We start from the raw sequence: 20,395 nt of genomic DNA, 5'->3' as shown, positions 1-20,395 counted from the left end.
GGGCGGGGATCGGCGGTGATGTGGATGTAACCGGCGGCGGTCGGCTGCTGTGACATCCGCGTAACGCCTGTTTCTTACGTTTTGCGCGTTGGATCTGCCCGGTGCGGCTGCGGCGCGCCCACGGAGAGGGAACGTCGTTCAGGCCCTGTCGAAGGGGAAGGGCCGATGACGGCGACAGACCCGAGCAACGCCATCGCGCGTGTGAAGACCGTCTGCTCCTACTGCGGCGTAGGGTGCGGGATCGTCCTGGACGTGGCCCGGGGCGCGGACGGGCGGCGGCGGGTGGTCAAGGTCGCCGGCGACAAGAGCCATCCGGCCAACGCCGGTCGCCTGTGCACCAAGGGGGCGACCAGCGCCGACATGCTCGCCGCCCCGGGCCGGCTGGAACGCGCGCTCGTCAGGCCCGCCAGGGGCGTGCAGCCGGAGGAGAGCGGCGTCGACGCGGCGATCACGGCGACCGCCCGGCGGCTGCGCGCGATCCTGGACGAGCACGGGCCCGACGCGCTGTCGTTCTACGTGTCCGGGCAGATGACGCTGGAGGCCCAGTACCTGGCCAACAAGCTGGCCAAGGGGTTCGTCGGCACCAACCAGATCGAGTCGAACTCGCGGCTGTGCATGGCCAGCGCGGGCAGCGGTTACAAGCTGTCGCTGGGCTCGGACGGCCCGCCCGGCTCGTACGAGGACTTCGAGCGCGCCGAGGTGTTCTTCGTCATCGGCGCGAACATGGCCGACTGCCACCCCATCCTATTCCTGCGCATGATGGACCGGGTCAAGGCCGGCGCCAAGCTGATCGTGGTGGACCCGCGGCGCACCGCCACCGCCGCAAAGGCCGACCTGTTCCTGCAGATCCGGCCCGGCACGGACCTGGCCCTGCTCAACGGGCTGCTGCACCTGCTGGTGGAGAACGGGCACGTCGACGAGGAGTTCGTCGCCGAGCACACCCGCGGCTGGGAGGCCATGCCGGGCTTCCTGCTCGACTACCCGCCCGCCAAGGTCTCCGAGCTCACCGGCATCCCCGAGGCCGACCTGCGCCAGGCGGCCCGGTGGATCGGCGAGGCCGGCGAGTGGATGAGCTGCTGGACGATGGGGCTCAACCAGAGCACCCACGGCACCTGGAACACCAACGCGCTGTGCAACCTGCACCTGGCCACGGGCGCGATCTGCCGCCCGGGCAGCGGCCCGTTCTCGCTGACCGGCCAGCCCAACGCGATGGGCGGCCGCGAGATGGGCTACATGGGCCCCGGCCTGCCCGGGCAGCGCTCGGTGCTGGTGGAGCAGGACCGCCGGTTCGTCGAGGACCTGTGGGGCATCGCGCCCGGCACGCTGCGTACCGACGTCGGGCAGGGCACGATCGAGATGTTCTCCCGGATGGCCGAGGGCGAGATCAAGGCGTGCTGGATCATCTGCACCAACCCCGTGGCCAGCGTCGCCAACCGCAGGACGGTGATCGCGGGTCTGGAGGCCGCCGAGTTCGTCGTCACGCAGGACGTCTTCGCGGCCACCGAGACCAACGCCTACGCCGACGTGGTCCTGCCCGCCGCCCTGTGGGCCGAGACCGAAGGCGTGATGATCAACTCCGAGCGCAACCTCACCCTGCTCCGGCAGGCCGTCGATCCGGTCGGCGAGGCGCTGCCCGACTGGATGATCATCGCCCGGGTCGCCTGCGAGATGGGGTTCGAGGACGGCTTCTCCTATTCGAGCGCGGAGGAGGTGTTCGAGGAGATCAAGCGGGCGTGGAACCCGGCGACCGGGTACGACCTGCGCGGCGTGACGTACGACCGGCTACGCGAAACCCCCGTGCAGTGGCCCGCCCCGCCCGGCTCCGGCGAGCGCAACCCGGTCCGCTACCTCAACGACGGCCGCAGCCAGGAGACGCTCACGCGCGAGGACGGCAGCGGCCCGCGGCTGGCCTTCGCCACCCCCGACGGCCGGGCCATCTTCTTCCCGCGTCCGCACCTGCCCGCCGCCGAGCTGCCCGACGACACCTTCCCGTACGTGCTCAACACCGGGCGGGTGCAGCACCAGTGGCACACGCTCACCAAGACGGCCAAGATCGCGAAGCTGAACAAGCTCAACCCCGGCCCGTTCGTGGAGATCAACCCGGCCGACGCCGCCGAGCACGGCATCGGCGAGGGCGACCTCGTGACGGTCTCCTCGCGGCGCGGGCGGGCCGTGTTGCCGGCGGTGGTGACGGACCGGGTCATGCCGGGCAACCTGTTCGCGCCGTTCCACTGGAACGATCTCTTCGGCGAGTACCTCAGCGTCAACGCCGTCACCAGCGATGCCGTCGACCCCATCTCCTTCCAGCCCGAGCTGAAGGTGTGCGCGGTCTCCCTCGCCAAGGTCGCCCCGGACCCCGCCACGGCCGCTCCCGTCCCGGCATCCGATGTTCGTACGGCCGAGGAGGTGCGGGCGCCGGTCGCCGTCGGCGCGCTGCGCGGCCTGTTCGGGCTCGCCGACGTGACCCCGCCGGAGCTCTCCCCGTCGGAACGCCGCTATCTGTCCGGATTCCTGTCCGGCCTGGCGAGCACCCCGCTGGACGGAGCGGACGTACCGGTGCTGCCGGATCATGCGCCCTTCGCGCCGGACCACGCGGTGTGGGTGAACGGGGCGCTGGCCGGCGCCTTCTCCCGCATCGTCCGCCCGGCGCGGAAGCCCACCGAACCGGAGCCCGCATCCGCCGAGCCGGAGGCCCCGGCACGCGAGATCGTCATCCTGTGGGCCTCGCAGACGGGCAACGCCGAGGAGTTCGCGGCGGCCAGCGCCGAGCGGCTGGCGGGCGCCGGCCGCAGCGCCCGCCTGGTCAGCATGGACGACTGCGCCCCGCAGGCCCTGACGCCGGACGCGGACCTGCTGATCATCTCCAGCACGTTCGGCGACGGCGAGGCCCCCGACAACGGCACCGCGTTCTGGGACGCGCTCGCCGAGCCCGGGGCGCCTCGGCTCGACGGCGTACGCTATGCCGTCCTCGCCTTCGGCGACTCCAGCTACGACGACTTCTGCGGCCACGGCCGGCGCCTCGACCGGCGCCTGGAGGAGCTCGGCGCGCTCCGCCTCGCGCCACGCGTCGACTGCGAGCCGGACGAGCACGAACGCGCCCTGGACTGGCTCAACCAGCTCCTGTCCACCCTGGCCGATCCCGGACCGGCGCGGAGCGAACCCACGACGGCCATGCCGTCCGGCACCCGCGCCACCCCCTTCACCGCGACGCTGACGGCGAACAGGCTGCTCAGCCTGCCGGGCTCGGCCAAAGAGGTTCGGCAGTTCACCTTCGACACCGGCGGCGAGCTGACCTACCAGGCGGGCGACGCCCTCGGCGTGCTGCCCGTCAACAGCCTGGACCTGGTCATGGAATGGCTGGCCGGCACCGGCCTCAGCCCCGCCGACACCGTCGAGCTCCCCGGTCTGGGCACGCTGCCGCTCCGCGAGGCCCTCTATCGCCACCTCGACATCACCAAGATCACCTCTGGCCTGCTGAAGTTCGTCGCCGAACGCACCCACGACCGCGACCTCGCCCGGCTCCTGCGCCCGGGCAACAAGGGCGAGCTGGACAAATGGGTGTGGGGTCGCCAGGCCGTGGACGTGCTCGCCGAGCTCCCCGTGCGCGCCACGGCCCAGGAGTGGGCCGACGTGCTCAAACGGCTCCAGCCACGCCTGTACTCCATCTCCTCCAGCCCGCTCACCAGCCCCGACCGGATCAGCCTGACGGTCTCGGTGGTGCGCTTCCGCAACCCGCGTGGCACGACGCGGGGCGGCGCGTGCTCGGCGTACCTGGCCGACAGCCCCGAGCAGACCACCGTCCCGGTGCACGTCCAGCCCACCAAGCACTTCCGGCCGCCCGCCGACCCCGGCGCCCCCATGGTGATGATCGGCCCGGGCACCGGCGTGGCTCCTTTCCTCGGCTTCCTCGACGAACGCCGGGCCCTCGGCCACCCCGGCCGCAACTGGCTCTTCTTCGGCGAGCAGCGCCGCACGACCGACTTCTACTACCGCGACGAGCTGGCCGCGCTGCACGACGACGGCCTGCTGACCCGGCTGGACCTGGCCTTCTCCCGCGACCAGCGGGCCAAGGTCTACGTGCAGGACCGGATGCGCGAGCACGGCGTGCAACTGTGGAGCTGGCTGCAGGAGGGCGCGCACGTGTACGTGTGCGGCGACGCCGCCCGGATGGCCAAGGACGTCGACCAGACCCTGCGCGACATCGCGGCCCGCCACGGCGGCCTGGCCCCCGACGACGCCACCGCGTACGTCAAGCAGCTCGCCGCGGCGAAGCGCTACGTACGTGACGTGTACTGAAAGCGGTGCTGATCAGCCTGTCGTCATCTCATCTGCCATGAACATGCCGAAAAACCCTTGCAGATACGTGTGCGCTATCTGATCGCGGTGCTGGGACGCGACGGCCACCGCGCCGTGCTGTCGTGGGGCGAGATCGACCCTGAGTTCGGCAACACGGCGGCGCTGCTCGCCGTCACCATGGACTGCCGGGACCTGACCGAGCAGGGGCCGCACCTGGTGATGCCGGGAGATCACTGCGGCTCGCGGCACATCAGCCAGGTCACCGACATCAGGGTGTGCGCCGCCGACCGGTTATGGGTCTAGCGTTCATGCCGGGTAGGCGTGGGTCTCGCCGGCCTTGACCGAGGCCCAGATCTGCTGGCCGGGCGTCAGGTCGAGGTCGGCCAGGGCGGCGGGGGTGATGTCGGCGAAGGCGGTGATCGGCCCGTCGAGGTGGACGCGTACGTTGTCGCCGTGCCGTTCGATGCCCTCGATGCGCGCCTCCCACAGGTTGCGCGGGCTCCCGTCCGGACGCGTCCGGTAGAGGGCCACGGCGGCGGGCGGGAAGGCGACGAACGCGGGTCCGTCGAGCCGTTCGGAGGTGTGCAGCAGCAGCTCGCCGACCTTGACCCGCGCCCCGTCGGCCAGACCCCGATACAGGTTGAGCCCGACCAGGCGGGCCACGTAGTCGGTACGCGGGTGCCGGGCCACCTCGGCCGGGGTGCCCTGCTGGACGACGGCGCCGTTCTCGATGACGATCAGCCGGTCGGCCAGCACCATCGCGTCCAGGGGGTCATGGGTGACCAGGACGGTCGCGCCGTCGAAGTCGGCCAGGTGACGGCGCAGGTGCGAGCGGATCTCCAGCCGGGTGTGGGCGTCGAGGGCGGCCAGCGGCTCGTCCAGCAGGAGCAGGCTGGGCCGTACGGCCAGCGCCCGGGCCAGCGCGACCCGCTGAGCCTGCCCGCCGGAGAGCTGGCGCGGCTTGGCGGCGGCCCGGTCGGCCAGGCCGACCCGTTCCAGCAGGACGGCGGCCGTGCGGCGGGCCTCGGCCTTGGGGACGCCCTGGCAGCGCGGCCCGAAGGCGACGTTGTCGAGCGCCGTCAGGTGCGGGAAGAGCAGGTAGTCCTGGAAGACCATGCCGATCGGGCGCTGCTCGGCGGCCAGCGGGTGCAGATCGCGGCCGTCCAGGACGATCTCGCCGCCGGACAGCGCGACGAGCCCGGCCAGGGCGCGCAGCGCGGTCGTCTTGCCCGCCCCGTTGGGGCCGAGCAGGGCCACCACCTCGCCCGCGGCCACCTCGAACGCGAGGTCGAGGGTGAAGGCGGGCCGGGAGACCACCAGATGGGCCTGCAGTGTCATGGGCTGCTCACCCACCGATCCCGCAGGCTGGCCAGGATGATCACGGAGACGGCCAGCAGGACGAGGCTGAGCACGATCGCCGCCTCCGGCTCCGTCTCCAGCGCCAGGTAGACGGCCAGCGGCATCGTACGGGTGGTGCCCGGGAAGTTGCCCGCGAACGTGATCGTCGCGCCGAACTCCCCCAGCGCCCGAGCCCAGCACAGCACCGCCCCGGCCACCACACCCGGCGCGATCAGCGGCAGCGTCACCCGCCGGAACACGGTCCAGCGCGAGGCCCCTAGCGTGGCGGCCGCCTCCTCGAAGCGCCGGTCGGCGCCGCGCAGCGCGCCTTCCACGCTGATCACCAGGAACGGCATCGCCACGAACGCCTCCGCGACGACCACCCCCGCCGTGGTGAACGGCAGCGTGATCCCCAGCGACGACTCCAGCCACTGCCCGACCAGCCCGCGCCGCCCCAGCACCAGCAGCAGCGCCACACCGCCCACCACCGGCGGCAGCACCAGCGGAACGGTCACCAGCGCCCGCACCACCCGCCGCCCCGGGAAGTCCACCCTGGCCAGCAGCCACGCCAGCGGCACCCCGAGCACCAGGCACAGAGCCGTCGCGATGGTCGCGCACACCAGCGACAGCCGCAACGCCTCCAGCACCTGCGGTTCGGCCAGCCGCTCCAGCAGCGTGCCCCACGGCGCGCGGATCAGCAGCCCGGCCAGCGGCAGCACCAGGAAGGCCAGGCCCACCAGCGCGGGCACGACCAGCATCCACGGCAGCCGCCCGGAAGCCCGACGGCCCGGACGGCCGGCGGACCCGCCTTTCAGGTCCGCCTGGTGGGTGCGCACGGGATCGGTCATGCGGATTGGCTGCTGCTCACGCGCTCGTGACCGGGGATCTCGACGACGACGTTGGTGGACTTGATCACGGCGACCGCCATCACCCCCACCTCCAGGCCGAGCTCGTCGGCGGCCTGGCGGCTCATCAGCGACACCACCCGGAACGGCCCGGCGGCGATCTCCACCTGCGCCATCACCGCGTCCCGGATCACCTCGGTCACGATCCCCCGAAAGCGGTTACGCGCCGAGGAACGGCTGCCGCTCTCGATCTCCTCGACCTGAGCCCGGGCGAAGGCGGCCAGGTCGGCGCCGTTCACCTGGCGATGACCGTGCTCGTCCCGCTCGGCCGCCAGCCGCCCCGCGTCCACCCACCGGCGGACGGTGTCGGCGCTGACCCCGAGCAGCGCCGCGGCCTCGCTGATCCGAAACGTCGTCATAGGCCCTCACCATACCTTTCGCACATTCGAGCCCAAGTACGGTTCTGCCATGGCATCCACGGCCGAGCCGTCAGGGCCACGCCGTGAAGCCCTCGTGCCGGTGTCCTACCTTGGCCTCGCCCCGGAGCCGAGGTCAGGAGCTCGTGAGGATGACCAGTTGCTGGGTCGCCCGGGTCATCGCGACATAACGGTCGACCGCTCCTTCGATGCCCTCGCCGAACGCCTCCGGGTCGACGAGAACGACCAGGTCGAACTCGAGCCCCTTCGACAGCTCCGGAGTCAGCGACCGCACGCGGGGCGTCCCCTGGAACGTGGGGTCGCCGATCACGCAGGCGATCCCGTCGGCATGCGCGGCGAGCCAGGTGTCGAGGATCGAGCTCAGCTCCGTAACAGCCCCGTGTACGACGGGGACGTCGGTGCTGCGGATGGAGGTCGGCACGTTGGCGTCCGGGAGCGCGGCCCGGATGACCGGCTCGGCCGCCGCCATGATCGCTTCCGGCGTTCGGTAGTTGATGCTCAGGGACGCCAGGTTGACGCGGTCGAGCCCGACCCGCTCCAGCCGTTCCTGCCACGACTCCGTGAACCCGTGCCTGGCCTGGGCCCGGTCCCCGACGATGGTGAAGCTCCGGGACGGGCACCGGAGCAGCAGCATCTGCCACTCCGCGTCGGTCAGCTCCTGAGCCTCGTCCACGACGATGTGCGCGAACGGGCCGGCGAGCTGGTCCGGTTCGATACCGGGTGATGCGTTCTCGTCGACCAGGGCGTCCCGCAGGTCCTGTCCGCGCAGCATCGTCACCGCGCCTTCACCGTCGTCATCGGCCTCGAGCAGGTTGTCGACGACGCCGGCCATGCGCTCGCGTTCAGCGGCGACGGAGGCCTCCTGCCGCCGCTTGCGCCGCGCCGCCTCCGGGTCGCCGAGCCGCTGCCGCGCCGCGTCCAGGAGCGGCAGGTCGGACACCGTCCAGGCCTGGGCGTCCGCGCGCTGCAACCGCCTGACCTCGTCGGGGCTGAGCCAGGGGGCGCACATCCGCAGGTAGGCAGGTACCGACCACAGGTCTCCGACGAGGTCGGCCGCTTCGATCAGCGGCCACGCGCGGTTGAAGGTCGTGAGCAGCTCCCTGTTCCGCAGCAGCGACTTGCGGAGCAGGTCAGGTGAGATGTCCTCGTTGTCGTGCTTGTCCGCCAGGATCGTCAGCAGTTCCTCCCAGACCTGGTCGCGCGCCTCGTTGTGCGGGGTGCCGGGCTCCGCCGCCTCGAACGCCTCGGCCCAGTCCTCGGGGCTCAGCCAGATGTCGGACCAGTGGGTCGTGACCGTCATCCCCTTGGTGGGCGCGTTCTCGTAGAACCTGACGGCCGGCTCGATCGCCTTGACCAGGTTCGCGGACGACTTCAGGCGGGCCACGTCCGGATCGGTCTCGATCGCCGCCGTGGCTCCCTCGGCGACGAGGTCCCGCAGGGTGCAGGTCTGTACGCCCTCCTCGCCGAGGCTGGGGAGGACGTCGGCGACGTAGGCCAGGTACGGCTGGTGCGGGCCGACGAACAGCACGCCACCCCGGCGGTGACCGAGGCGAGGATCGGAGTAGAGGAGATACGCGGAGCGGTGCAGGGCGACGACGGTCTTGCCCGTACCCGGACCGCCGTCGACGACGAGGGCGCCGCTGGATCCCGCGCGGATGATGGCGTCCTGGTCGGCCTGGATGGTGCCGAGCACGTCTCGCATCCGTGGCGACCGGCTGCTGCCCAGGCTGGCGATGAAGGCGGACTGGTCGTCGAGCGCGGCGTGGTGCCCTTCGAACCCGTCCGAGGTGAACACCTCGTCCCAGTAGTCGCTGATCCGGCCGCGGGTCCAGCGGTACCTGCGGCGGCTCGCCAGACCCATCGGGTTCCCGTGGGTGGCTCCGAAGAACGGCTCGGCCGCGGGGGAACGCCAGTCGAGCAGCAGCCGGCGGCCCTCGCTGTCCGTGAGGCCGAGTCGTCCGATGTACACGGGCTCGGGGTCGTCCGCGCTGACCATGTGTCCGAGGCACAGGTCCAGACCGAAGCGACGCAGCGCGCGCAGGCGGGCGGAGAGCCGGTGGATCTCCAGGTCCCGGTCCAGGGCCGCCCGCCCCTTTCCGCCGGGCGCCTTGCGCTCGGCGTCGAGGCGGTCGGACAGCTCGGAGATCGACTGCTCAAGGCTCTCCGCGATGGCCGCGAAGTGCCGCTCATCGCCGGCGATCAGCGCCGGGTCGGCCTTGGGGGCAAGATGCTCGGGCAGGTCGAACACGCCGGTGGTCAGGGGATTCACGTCATCAGCTCCGATGTGAGGTCGCTTGCGAAGGTCGGCGTCTGGACCGGCGTGACGAACCCGGTCGCCGGGGGTCACGCGGATGCGGACCGCCTTTCCGGGCTGACCACGTCGAGCAGCAGCTTCGCGGCCACCGCCGCCCCGTCGGTGCGGATCGTGCCGGCGACGGCAGCCGCTCGTACGCGGGTCTCGGGGGCCAGAGCCGTCCTGAGCGCGGCCGACAGGGACTCGGCGGTCGGAGCCGGACCGTCGTGTGCCGCGCCGATGCCCAGCTCGGCCACCCGACCCGCCCAGTACGGCTGATCCGTCGCCTGGGGCACCACCACCTGAGGCGCGCCGGCCCGCGCGGCCGTCGTCGTCGTGCCCGCGCCACCGTGGTGCACGACCGCGGCCACCCGGCCGAACAGCGCCTGCTGGTTGACCTCGCCGACGGCGAAGCAATCGTCCCGGTCGTCGATCAGAGCCAGGTCGGCCCAGCCGCGCCTGACGAGCGCGCGGCGGCCCTGCGCCCGGACCGCCTCGATGGCCACCCGGGCGACGTCCTTGGAAGCGTGCATGGGCATGCTGCCGAAGCCCACGTACACCGGCGGTTCGCCGGCCTCCAGGAACGCCACCAGCTCGGCCGGGAGCGGGCGAGCATCCGGCAGGATCCACGCGCCGGTCTGTACGACGTCGAGCTCCGGCATCCCCTGCCACGGGTCCAGGGCCGGGTCCGTCGCCAGCCACGGCTGGTCGCCGATGACGTAGTCGCGAACGTCGTCCACCGGCGGCAGGCCGTTCGACGCCCGGCTGGTGTTGAGCGCCGCACCGAACAGCGCGTTGATGCTCTGGGCGTCCAGGTCCCACAGCACCCGGTTGTCGGTCACCTCCGGCGGGAACGGCCGGCCCTGATAGGCCAGCGGCGGGCGGTGCGGCGACGGCAGGGTGAGCTGCTGGAAGGTCACGGACACGGAAGGGATGCCCAGTTTCTCGGCCACCGACCGCGCACCGGCGGCGGCCGGCATCATGCCGGTCGCCACCAGCACGTCACACCCCTCGGCCGCCGCAGTGACCGCGTCGAACTGGCCGGCGATCAATTCGGCCGCGCGCTCGGGCAGGGATGACGGCGGCGGCGCCGCGGTCGTCAGCGCACGCGCCGACTGACCGACCGGCACCAGCCGCACGCCGACCCCGGCCAACAGCTGCGCGAACTCCTCGTCCGGCGGCGCGCACACCCGCACCTCCGCGCCGAGCTCCCGCAACCGCACCGCGAGTGCCGCCATCGGTTCGACGTCCCCGCGCGACCCGTACGTCGACAACACCACACGCACTTCGCGTCCCCCATTTCCGCAGGTTCTGGCCTCGGCGGACGATTCTGCGGCATGACCCGGGTCTTGTGGCAAGCCCCCCGGTGCGCTATACGTTGAGAGTGGAAAGGCGCGGGTCTCCCCTTTCCCCCGTCGGCCGCGACGCCACATACGGACAGCTCAGCCACCGAACACAAGGTAACCCCCATCCGCCGCAGGGCCTCCCGGGGGACACCTCCCGCACGGTGATCATGGCAGGACGAGCCGGCAATCGGCCGCCCGGGTGCGTGTCAACGGGGGTTGAGGGCCGGTGTGGGGCCGGGCGACTGGTGCTGGTGCCGCACCAGGTAGGCGTAGTGGCCGTCGTGGGTCATGAGTTGGTGATGGGTGCCCGCCTCGATGATCTGGCCGCGGTGCAGCACGACGATCAGGTCCGCGTCCTGGATCGTGGACAGCCGGTGGGCGATGATGACCTGGGTCTGGCCGAGCCTGAGCAGGTTGCGGCGGATGCGTTCCTCGGTGACCGCGTCCAGCGCCGCGGTGGGCTCGTCCAGCAGCAGGATGCGAGGGCGGTGGACCAGGGCGCGGGCCAGCGCCAGGCGCTGGCGCTGGCCGCCGGACAGGCGCGTACCGCCCTCTCCGACGTTGGTGTCGTAGCCCTGCGGGAGGCGCACGATCTCGTCGTGGAGTTCGGCCAGGCGGGCGGCGTGCTCGACCGCCTGGTGGTTGACGGGGGTGAAGCCCGCGATGTTGGCGGCGATGGTGCCGGAGAACAGGTGTGGCTGCTGGGTGACCACGCCCACCTGCCGGCGCAGCCACTGCCGGTCGAGTTCTTGCAGCGGGATGTCGTCGAAGCGGACCTGCCCGGCGGTCGGCTCGGTCAGGCCGATGAGGGTACGGCCGAGGGTGGTCTTGCCGGATCCCGACGCGCCGACGATGGCGACCCGCGCGCCGGCCGGGATGCGCAGGGAGAGGTCGCGGAGCACCGGCGTACGGGCGTCGTAGCCGACGCTGATCTTGGTGACGGTGACGCTGCCGCGCAACCCGCCGTCCGGACGGACGCCGCCGATGCGCTCCTGCGGCGTACCCATCAGGTCGGCGATGCGGCCCAGGTGTGCGGCGGCCAGTTGCAGCTGGTAGACGATGCCCAGGAGCGACGCGAGCGGCGTGGTCGCGGCGACGGCGAGGGACACCAGGGCGAGCCGGTCGCCCAGCGTCCCGGAGGTCGAGGCGAACACGGTCACCAGCAGGCTCAGGTGGAGCGCGATCTGCAGGGTGGTGGTGACGGTCTGGACCGCGGCCACGTGCCGGTCCCGGGCCGCCCCGGTGGTCAGCTCCTCCTCGTGGTGGACGCGCCAGCGGTCCGCCGCGGCCGCCTCCCCGCCGGAGGCCTTGATCGCCTCGATGCCGGCCAGGCTGTCGACCATGGTGGCCTGGGTGGCGGCGGTGGTGTGCAGGGCGGCGAAGGCCAGGTGCATGCCGCGGCGGGCGGTGGCCAGGACCACACCGGCCTGCAGCGCCGCCGCCGCGAGCGTCACCAGCCCGAGCCCGGGCGCGGCGAGGATGAGCAGGGTCAGGTACGTCACCGCGGTGGCCAGGTCGAACAGGAAGGCCAGCGACTGTTCGGTGAGCAGATCGCGCAGCATGGCCACCCCGCTGAGCCGGCTCAGCAGGTCACCGCTGGAGCGGCGCTGGAAGAAGCGGTACGGCAGCGCCAGCGTGTGGCCGACGAGTGCGCGCATCCCCTCGGCCGCCACCGAGGTCTGCAGCCGGATCAGCATCCGGGCGCGGGTCCAGGACGTCAGCCCGTACACGAGCACGACGCACAGCGCGGCGGCCGCCAGCGTCGTCGCGTCCATCGCCACCGGCCGGTCCACCACGAGTTTGGTGAACAGCGGCACGGCCAGCCCGAGCAGCTGCGCCGTCAGCGAGGTCAGCAGCACCGCGACGATCAGCCCCCGGTTGGCCAGCGCGGGTGCCAGCAGCGGGCGCAGCACGCGCCAGGGCCGGGGCCGGGCGGCGGGGGTGAGCCCGGCGGGGGCGTCGGCCAGCAGGACCTTGCCGGAGTATCCGGCCTGGAACTGCTGCTGCGACAGTCTCCGCCGGCCCCGCGCCGGATCGATCACGGTGGCGCCGCGTGGGCCGATGTGCTCGACGACGACGAAGTGGTTGTTCTCCCACACGGCGATGAACGGCGCGGGCAGCGCACGAAGGGTGTCGATCGGGGCGCGGCAGGCCCGTAACCGCAGCCCGAACCGGGCCCCGGCCTGGATCATCTCGCGCAGGCTCACCCCGTCCACGCCTTCGGCCAGGTGCTCGCGTACTTCCGCCAGGCCCGTGCGGCGGCCCAGCGCGCTGAGCACCATGGCCAGGCAGGCGGCGCCGCAGTCGCTGCGGGCCAGTTGCATCCGCAGCGGCACGCGGCGTCTCACCGCCGCACCTCCCCGATCCGGTACGCCATTTCCCTCACCGTCACATCCGCCCTATCGCGCTCAGAGCCAGAACCACTGGATCTCCGCATTACGCCGCCGCTCGTCCAGCCACGCCTGGAAGGCCGCGTCCCGCGCTGCTTCCAGCACCTCCGGCGCGCCGGGGTCGGGCGGGACGACCTCGTGGACCGCCCCGGCCAGATGGCCGCCTTCGTAGGGGACCGGCCCGATCGCCGTTCGCTCGGCCGCCGTCCGCAGGGGCTCGGGCAGCCGGGGGGTGAGCGCGGTCGCGGCGTGCAGCTGCAGTCTGTGCCCGGGGCGTTCGAGGGCGGCCAGGGAACGGGCCGCGAAGTCCTGCACCGGACCCTCCGACAGGACGCGCAGCTCGTCGGCGTGTGGGCCGGTCACCCACACCGCGCGCCGCATCGTGAAGTCCTCCGGGTGCTCGGCCAGGTGGCGGCGGGCGGGTTCGCCGGCGAAGCGGTCGCGGATGCGGGCGATGATCGCCTGGGTACGGGCGTGGGTCCGGAACATCTCCGGCGACATGCCCGCCTCGGCCAGCCACTCCAGCGTCTGCGCCTTGCCGGTGAGCCCACGGCGGCGGCGGAACTCGTCGGCGGCCTCCTGGATCTCGGCCTCGGTCGGCGACTGCAGGGCGCCGTCCAGCTCGTTGAGCAGGATGCGGTGGTCCACCAGCCGCTCGTGGAGCTGCTGGTCGCGCACGCCCAGGGCGCGGATGGTGGACAGCGCCACCGCGATGGACAGCCCGACGCCGTCCACGCTGAGGACGTTGGCCGCCGCCCAGTGGGTGGAGTGGTCCACCAGCCACGGGACGCCGTCCTCCGCCTCGGCCGACAGCGCGACGGTGCCGCCCTCGGGGTGGTCGAGGAGCAGGTCGTAACCGACCCGGGTCGTCCCCGGCGGCTCGTCGACGACCAGTTGGGCGCGCAGGTGCGGCCGCGCGGCGGCCCAGTCACGCGCGCGCCGCCGCGCCTCTCCCACCTGGTCCTGCGCGGTCGGCAACCCCTGCAGGAGCGCGACCGCCCCGGCGAGGTCGTCGGCGAAGGAGATACGGACGGCGGTGCGCTGGTCAGTGGGCATCGGCGGAGTCCTTCGAATCGGGGCCGGTGGTGGCGGCGGTGGTGAGCCAGTCGGCGATGGCGTCGCTGATGGGCATGCCGGTACGCAGCTCGACGAAGGCCCATTGGCCGTTGACGTTGAGCTCCAGGAAGACGTACCGGCCGTCCGGGGTCACGATGAAGTCCAGCGCGCCGAAGCTCAGGCCCAGCCCGGCCACCAGCCGGACACAACGGTCGGCGATGTCCTGCGGCAGGTCGTAGGCCGCGTAGCCCACCTTGGTGTCGTCGTAGTGCCGCCAGTCCACGGTGGTGAGCCGCGAGGTCTGGGAGTCGATGCGGGCGGCGAACACCTGCTCGCCCACCACGGTCACCCGCAGCTCGTACGCCTTGGGCAGGTTCGGCTGCAGTATCGCCGGGCCGTGCCGGAGCCGGTGCCGCCCGGTCAGCCGCCGCCTGGGCACCGTCGCGGTGAACAGGTGACGAGCCTCCCCGTCCAGCGTGAACGGGTGGAATCCGAGCGTCTTGGTGATCATCCGCCCGCCGGCCTGGTTCCACAGCGGCACCAGGACCTCGGGATCGTTGGTCACCACCGTGTCGGCCACGGTCAACCCGAGCTCGGCGGCCCGGTACAGATGCAGGAGCTTGTTGTCGACGGCCGCGGTGTACTGCGGCGGCGCGGGCATCCACCGGGCCCCGACCATGAGGTCGTACGCGCCGGTGACAGCGATCTTGGCCGTGTGCTCGGCGAAGGCACGCTGCGACGGCTCCGGAACATCGAGCGCGGACGGCCGGTCGGGGCGCCGGTCCCACACCGCGCTCACCTTCGACAGGTCGTACGTCTCGCCCCGATAGGTCAGCACCTGGCGCCAGCGGCCGTCGAGACAGCTGGTGGTGAGGGTGGAGGCTCCGGGATAGTCGGCCTCGTCCCACCACAGCAGCGGCACGCCGCGCTCGCGCAGCTTGGGCAGCACGACGTGTATCGAGTCGTCGCGGTGGCTGCTGATGATCAATAACACGGTCGTTCGGTCCTTTGCTGTCGCAACAGCGGGGAGCCGCTTGACGGGCTCCCCGCTGCTCACCGGGCCGCGGTCATCGCGGTCGGATCACGTCTTCCAGCAGTCGCCCTTCTGGCTGGCGGTGCAGAGATAGGTGCTCCAGTCCGGTTCCATGCCCGCGATCACCTCCAGCTCCTCGCCGTCGAGCTCGGAGACACCGGCGGGAAGGTCCTCGATGTTCAGCATGCTGTTCACCCCCCTTCTGGTTGCGCAGGGCCGTGATCTACGGCCCTGCGAGTGATCGTGGCGATCACGACTTGTGATCCACTGCAAAGGCGGCTGAAGCTGACTGCGAACGCAGGTCAGCACGACTGACATCCCGCGTCCTCGCGCTCTTAGGCTGCTCGCCATGGACAACGGCGGAACGTCTCTTCGAGCGGCGGACATCACTGCGGCGCTGGACACGGTGCTCACCGCCATGCGAGCCGCGGGTGCCGACATCGCTTACCGCCTGGGGGGCACGAGCGCGGCTCTCCTCCAGGGGGTTCAGCTTCCTGTCGGGGACATCGACCTCCTGGTGGCGCGGCGGGAGGAGGTGGATGAGTTCGGTGCCGCGCTCGCCTCGTTCCCCTGCCTTCATGCCGCCTCGTGGATTCCGGCGTCCGCGCAATACTTCGCCAGGTACGAGGTGCACGGGGTCAAGGTGGAGATGAGCACCGTCGAGAGGCAGACCGACTCCGACGCGATGGAATGCGTCGGTCGCGGCCCATGGCAGCACTGCGTGTGGATCGCATGCGGCTCGCACCAGGTTCCTGCGGTTCGTCTGGAACTACGGCTGGCGACGGAACTCGTACGGGACAGGGCCGACCGTTACGAACCCCTCCTCGACCACATGAGCGCGCAGGGGTGCGACTTCGACCTGTTGCATCGGGCCATGAGCGGCCAGGGTCTGTCGGCGGAACGGCAGCGCCTGGTCTGGGATCGCCTCGCCCCGTCACGATGACCCGCACTCGGCGCCGGGGGGCCGTCCGTCCCGCGAGGGCTGGCCGAACGCGTCGGTCCCACGGGCCGCGTCCTGGCGACCGACATCGACGTCTCCTGGATCCGTGATGCGGCCGGCCCGGTGGTGGAGGTACGCCGGCATGACGTCGCCCGTTCCGACCCTCCCGATGAGGCGTTCGACCTCGTGCACGCGCGCCTGGTGCTGGTGCACGTCGCCGACCGCGAACGTGCCCTGCGGTCGATGGTCGCGGCGCTGAAGCCCGGCGGCCGCCTCCTTCTCGAGGACGCCGACCCCGCGCTGCAACCGCTGAGCTCCCCGTACGAGCAGGGGGAGCGTGAGCGGCCGGCCAACCGGATCCGTGCCGGGTTCCGCGCGATGCTGGCCGGGCGCGGCGCCGACCTCGCGTACGGACGGCGGCTTCCCGGGCTGCTCCGCGCCGCCGGGCTGGTCGACGTGGCGGCCGAGGCGTACTTCCCGATCGCCTCCCCCGCCTGCGACCTGCTGGAGACGGCGACCATCGCGCACATCCGCGAGGGCCTGGTCGCCGGCGGCCACGCGACCGAGGAAGAGGTCGAGCGGCACCTGGCCAACGTGGCGGCCGGTGGCATGGACCTGGCGACCGCGCCGATGGTGTCGGCCTGGGGACGCGCCCCGGAGTGAACTACGCCGAGACGCCGGGCAGCGCGTAGCGGCGGCCGAGCCCACCGCCGGCGCGCGGTCCGGCACGGCCGCTTCGTCGAGGCTGTGCCGGCGAGACACGGTTCCGCCGTCAGCCCGCGCGGGTGGTGCCGTTCTGGACGGCAAATCGCCGCGTATTCGCAAATGTGAATTAATCGGAATCAGCGTCATGGCATGTCTCACGACATGCAAAGAAACGCCAAAATATTTGTGTGACGACGCCTTCTTTAAAGGTATCGAATTTGACGGGTTATTGGGGTTCATTGAGGTGAATGAGATAATCCTTGCGGGTATGTACGCTTCTGTCTGAATGCCTACCGAGATGTGGGCGTCGGATTTCGCGTCGATTTATCCATGAATGGAAACGAGAGCACGTGAATACTGAAATTCGGCATTTGCCGACGCCGCGCAGCGCCCGTATCGCCAAGCTGGCTCTGGCCGCTGCGGCCACCGGTCTCATGTTCGTTCCGCTCGGCCAGGCAGTGGCGAGCGCGAGCGTGGGCTACGTCCCGACGCAGCCGGCCGCGGGCTGCGCGAGCGAGTGGGGCGTGTGCGACGTCCTCTGGTGGGGTCGCGAGGACAAGTCCGACCACGACGAGAAGTTCGAGCACGGCAAGAAGTTCGACCACGACAAGTTCGAGCACAACGAGTTCGAACATGAGAAGAAGTTCGAGCACGACGAGAACGAGCACGACAAGAAGTTCGAGCACGACGAGAACGAGCACGACAAGAAGTTCGACCGCGACAGGTTCGAGCACGACAAGAAGTTCGACCGCGAGAAGATGGACCGCGACAAGAAGTTCGACCGCGACAAGAAGTCCGATCGCTTCAAGTTCGACCATGTCAAGATCGACCACGTCAAGTTCGACCATGACAAGAAGTTCGAGCACGAGAAGAAGTTCGACCGCGACAAGTTCGAGCACGACAAGAAGTTCAAGCACGACGAGGCCGAGCGCGAGAAGAAGTTCGAGCACGACGAGTCCGAGCATGACAAGAAGTTCGAGCACGACGAGAACGAGCACGACAAGAAGTTCGAGCACGACAGAAAATTCGAGCACGACAAGAAGTTCGACCACGACGAGGACGAGCACGACAAGAAGTTTGACCACCACCACGACTGGTAAGTCGTAACGCACGGTACGAACCAAGGTGCGAAGGCCCGCCCGGGGATGAGCCCGGCGACGACGTCCTCCGTCGAGACCGAGGGCATCCCCTGGCACTGTGATCGGCGATTGAGTCGGAATCGCTCTCGGCCGCCCGAAAACGCGGGTGACAAAATGCCGTGGCAAATTATTTGCCACGGCATTTTCGCTTGGCGCGCATCCATGTACAGGCCTCGCAGGACAAAACCGGCGCACGCCACTGCGACGAGGCCGAAGACCCACGCGCGTACGACTCTCCCGGTGAAGACGCAGATGCCGGTGGCGAGGACGGGCGCAGCAGTGAAGATGACCGCGGCCACGAACCCACCCACCTGCCCGAACCGGCAGCGGCGCGATTCCCTGCAGGGAATCGCGGTGGCGCGGGGGAATCAGCACACTGCTGTGCATGAGCAACGCACTCGATATCAAGCAATGGGCCGACCGGTACGTCGCCCAGTGGAACGAACCCGATCCGGCCGCGCGGGCCGCGCTCATCCGCGAAATGTGGGCGCTCGACGGGGTCCAGGTGCTGGTCGACCCGCCGCAGGAGATCCGTGAGGCCGCCGCGGGGCTGGCGTTTCCGGTGCCGCCGCTGGAAGTCCGGGGTCACGACGCCTTGAACGCCAGGGTGACCCGTGCGTACGAGATGTTCGTCGCGTCGGGCGAGCACCTTTTTGAGTGCGCCGAAGAGGCGTCCCTCCTCATGTCCAACGTGCTCGGCATCCGGTGGTCGATGGTGTCGACCCACACGGGACAGGCCGTCGGCGGCGGCCTGGACATCCTCGCCCTGGACAGCGATGGGCGGATCCGTACCGACCACCAGTTCATCGGAGTGAGTTGATGCGCTTCACCAGGATCACCCGCACGGAGGACGGCGGATCAGCGTTCGAGGACGGCGAGATCGCACTGGAACACCGGCAGGTGGCCGACGGGGTGCCGGCCATGGCCGTCGGTGGGCTGCCGTCGAGAGATGGCGTGCAGTTCCTGCGCAGTGCCGCGTTCGACAGCACCGCGCACCCGGCGCCACGTGAGCAGTGGGTGGTGATGCTGCGCGGGATGATCGAGGTGACGGTCAGCGACGGCGGCCGGCGTCGCTTCGGTCCCGGCGACCTCGTACTCGCCGCCGACACCACAGGAATGGGGCACGTCACGACCGGCGTCGGCGACCCGCCGTTCGAGGCGCTGTTCATCCCCGTCTGACCGCCGACGCGAATCCGGCGCGAGCAGCCGTGGAGCGCTTGGCGCCCGGCTGGCGGCAGCTCGCGCGGCGCCTCCGCGGGCTCGACCCGCTCCTCCCCGTGGAGGCCGTGGAGGTCCGTGGAGGTCGTGGAGGTCGTGGAGGTCGCGCAGGCTCCGACCGATCAGGTGGGGATGGCCGGCTGCCGTTCCTCGTGCCTGCCCAGCACCGCGAGGGTCAGGGTCACGGCGACCGACCCGAACGCCAGCACCGTCATCGCCGCGGCCGGGGAGATCAGTTGGGCCACCATGCCCGCGAGGGCCGCGCTGACGCCCTGCATGGTGGACATGCCGACGGAGTGCAGGCCGAGGGCTTGGCCCGCGAGGTCGTCCGGGGTGAGGGACATCAGGCGTTCCTGCAGGACCAGGCTCGCGCCGAAGCCGACGGAGGCGACGACGACGGCCACGGCCGACAGCGCCACTCCCGGCTGCAGGACGAAGAACAGGTACGGCGTCGCCAGCAGCAGGCGCAGCGGGACCGCGAGCCGGGGGCGCGACGCGGGCGGCACCAGGCGGCCCACCGCCACGTCCCCCAGGAACATGCCCAGCGCCGCGCACGCGAACAGCGTGCCGGCGGCTCCGGGGGCGTACGAGATGTAGAGCGACTCGCAGCCGACCACCAGTCCGTTGGGGATCCACAGGCCCAGGTACGTCAGGCGGCGGGAGCGCGAGGACCACAGGAGGGCGTTGGTGCGCCAGGTCGCCGAGACGGACGGGCGTCCGGAGGAGCGCGGCGGGCGGGCCGTGAGGCCCAGGCGGGTGGCGAGGGCCGACATCACGTACAGCGCCACCGCCAGGAGCAGGCATGTCCTCGGGGTCAGAAGCGTCAGCAGCGCGGCGCCCGTCGCGAACCCGGCCACCTGCATCAGGCCCCAGAGCATGTTGAACACCGAACGGCCCAGGACGTAGCCGTCTTTCGACAGGATTTCGGTCAACAGTCCTGAGCGCGCTCCCCCGCCCAGGGACGCGATCAGGCCCTGCGCCAGCACGACGGCGAAGACCGCCGCGACCGGCAGACCGGGCAGCGCCAGCACCGCGGTACCGGCCGCGAAGGCGAGGGAGAGGCCGGAAAGGATCGCGCGCGGGGGCAGGCGGTCGGCGCCCGAGAGCAGGAACGTGGCCCCCGCCAGCTTCGCCAGCTGCGGGCCGAACATGCTCACCGCCGACAGCAGCGGGGAGCCGGTGGCCTGGAAGACCAGCGTGCCGAGGGCCAGGGCGCCGATCGTCTGAGCGGCGGCGAAAGCGGCATAAGAGAGCAGGAACGGGGTGAACTCCGGGGTGCGGAACAGGGTTCGATAGCTGCGCATACGTCGGAGTCTCGGAGCGGCCCGGGGGTCGTGTTTACTGTTTCGCCGACGCGCG

Annotated in this window: 16 protein-coding genes and 1 pseudogene; 7 read left to right on the top strand and 10 right to left on the bottom strand. The window is 71.1% G+C overall.

Annotated elements, in window-relative coordinates; all coding sequences use genetic code 11:
• The first annotated feature begins 165 nt into the window (after positions 1-165).
• Both ACWEPL_RS31350 and ACWEPL_RS31345 read left to right on the top strand, forming a co-directional pair.
• Entirely contained in the window at positions 166-4,296 is a 4,131-nt protein-coding gene (locus ACWEPL_RS31350; RefSeq protein WP_452438302.1) for a molybdopterin-dependent oxidoreductase, read from the top strand.
• A gap of 69 nt (positions 4,297-4,365) precedes the next feature.
• Entirely contained in the window at positions 4,366-4,599 is a 234-nt protein-coding gene (locus ACWEPL_RS31345; RefSeq protein WP_452438301.1) for a hypothetical protein, read from the top strand.
• A 3-nt stretch (positions 4,600-4,602) separates the two neighbouring features.
• Here the strand turns inward: ACWEPL_RS31345 and ACWEPL_RS31340 are convergent, their stop codons facing one another.
• The 9 genes from ACWEPL_RS31340 to ACWEPL_RS31300 all read right to left on the bottom strand — a co-directional run bounded on the left by ACWEPL_RS31340 (position 4,603) and on the right by ACWEPL_RS31300 (position 15,220).
• Positions 4,603-5,634, bottom strand: a complete 1,032-nt coding sequence (locus ACWEPL_RS31340) for an ABC transporter ATP-binding protein (RefSeq protein WP_452438300.1) — start codon at positions 5,632-5,634, stop codon at positions 4,603-4,605.
• On the bottom strand, positions 5,631-6,392 hold the full coding sequence (locus tag ACWEPL_RS31335) for an ABC transporter permease (RefSeq protein WP_363981591.1): 762 nt from the start codon (positions 6,390-6,392) through the stop codon (positions 5,631-5,633). Before ACWEPL_RS31335 ends, ACWEPL_RS31340 begins: the two co-directional genes overlap by 4 nt.
• An 86-nt stretch (positions 6,393-6,478) precedes the next feature.
• The gene (locus ACWEPL_RS31330) at positions 6,479-6,898 is read right to left on the bottom strand and encodes a TOBE domain-containing protein (RefSeq protein ID WP_452438299.1); all 420 of its coding nucleotides are present in this window, start codon (positions 6,896-6,898) and stop codon (positions 6,479-6,481) included.
• Positions 6,899-7,031: 133 nt separating this feature from the next.
• Positions 7,032-9,185 (bottom strand): RNA polymerase recycling motor ATPase HelR, encoded by a 2,154-nt coding sequence (helR, locus tag ACWEPL_RS31325; protein WP_452438298.1) that lies wholly within the window; start codon positions 9,183-9,185, stop codon positions 7,032-7,034.
• Positions 9,186-9,259: 74 nt separating this feature from the next.
• Positions 9,260-10,495 (bottom strand): glycosyltransferase, encoded by a 1,236-nt coding sequence (locus tag ACWEPL_RS31320; RefSeq protein ID WP_363981458.1) that lies wholly within the window; start codon positions 10,493-10,495, stop codon positions 9,260-9,262.
• A 266-nt stretch (positions 10,496-10,761) separates the two neighbouring features.
• Complete coding sequence (locus ACWEPL_RS31315; protein WP_452438297.1) at positions 10,762-12,903, bottom strand: peptidase domain-containing ABC transporter; 2,142 nt, start codon at positions 12,901-12,903, stop codon at positions 10,762-10,764.
• 60 nt (positions 12,904-12,963) lie between these two features.
• A complete protein-coding gene (locus tag ACWEPL_RS31310; protein ID WP_452438296.1) occupies positions 12,964-14,001 on the bottom strand; it encodes a TIGR04500 family putative peptide maturation system protein in 1,038 nt (345 codons plus the stop codon).
• Positions 13,991-14,995 (bottom strand): MvdC/MvdD family ATP grasp protein, encoded by a 1,005-nt coding sequence (locus tag ACWEPL_RS31305; RefSeq protein WP_452438295.1) that lies wholly within the window; start codon positions 14,993-14,995, stop codon positions 13,991-13,993. The genes ACWEPL_RS31310 and ACWEPL_RS31305 overlap by 11 nt, the downstream gene beginning before the upstream one ends.
• An 87-nt stretch (positions 14,996-15,082) precedes the next feature.
• Entirely contained in the window at positions 15,083-15,220 is a 138-nt protein-coding gene (locus ACWEPL_RS31300; protein ID WP_350733660.1) for a hypothetical protein, read from the bottom strand.
• A 163-nt stretch (positions 15,221-15,383) separates the two neighbouring features.
• On the opposite strand from ACWEPL_RS31300, the gene ACWEPL_RS31295 reads away from it, so the two are divergent.
• The 5 genes and pseudogenes from ACWEPL_RS31295 to ACWEPL_RS31275 all read left to right on the top strand — a co-directional run bounded on the left by ACWEPL_RS31295 (position 15,384) and on the right by ACWEPL_RS31275 (position 18,997).
• Complete coding sequence (locus tag ACWEPL_RS31295) at positions 15,384-15,977, top strand: hypothetical protein (RefSeq protein WP_452438294.1); 594 nt, start codon at positions 15,384-15,386, stop codon at positions 15,975-15,977.
• Positions 15,978-15,995: 18 nt separating this feature from the next.
• Positions 15,996-16,637, top strand: a pseudogene (locus ACWEPL_RS31290) (methyltransferase domain-containing protein); the annotation flags it as partial.
• A gap of 392 nt (positions 16,638-17,029) precedes the next feature.
• Entirely contained in the window at positions 17,030-17,779 is a 750-nt protein-coding gene (locus ACWEPL_RS31285) for a hypothetical protein (RefSeq protein WP_363981445.1), read from the top strand.
• Positions 17,780-18,203: 424 nt separating this feature from the next.
• Entirely contained in the window at positions 18,204-18,638 is a 435-nt protein-coding gene (locus tag ACWEPL_RS31280) for a hypothetical protein (protein WP_452438293.1), read from the top strand.
• On the top strand, positions 18,638-18,997 hold the full coding sequence (locus tag ACWEPL_RS31275; RefSeq protein WP_452438292.1) for a hypothetical protein: 360 nt from the start codon (positions 18,638-18,640) through the stop codon (positions 18,995-18,997). Before ACWEPL_RS31280 ends, ACWEPL_RS31275 begins: the two co-directional genes overlap by 1 nt.
• Before the next feature lie 161 nt (positions 18,998-19,158).
• Here the strand turns inward: ACWEPL_RS31275 and ACWEPL_RS31270 are convergent, their stop codons facing one another.
• The gene (locus ACWEPL_RS31270; RefSeq protein WP_452438291.1) at positions 19,159-20,340 is read right to left on the bottom strand and encodes an MFS transporter; all 1,182 of its coding nucleotides are present in this window, start codon (positions 20,338-20,340) and stop codon (positions 19,159-19,161) included.
• Positions 20,341-20,395: the final 55 nt, after the last annotated feature.

This window comes from Nonomuraea sp. NPDC004186 (genome assembly GCF_053603495.1).
This window is presented reverse-complemented; position numbering and strand designations above follow the sequence as displayed.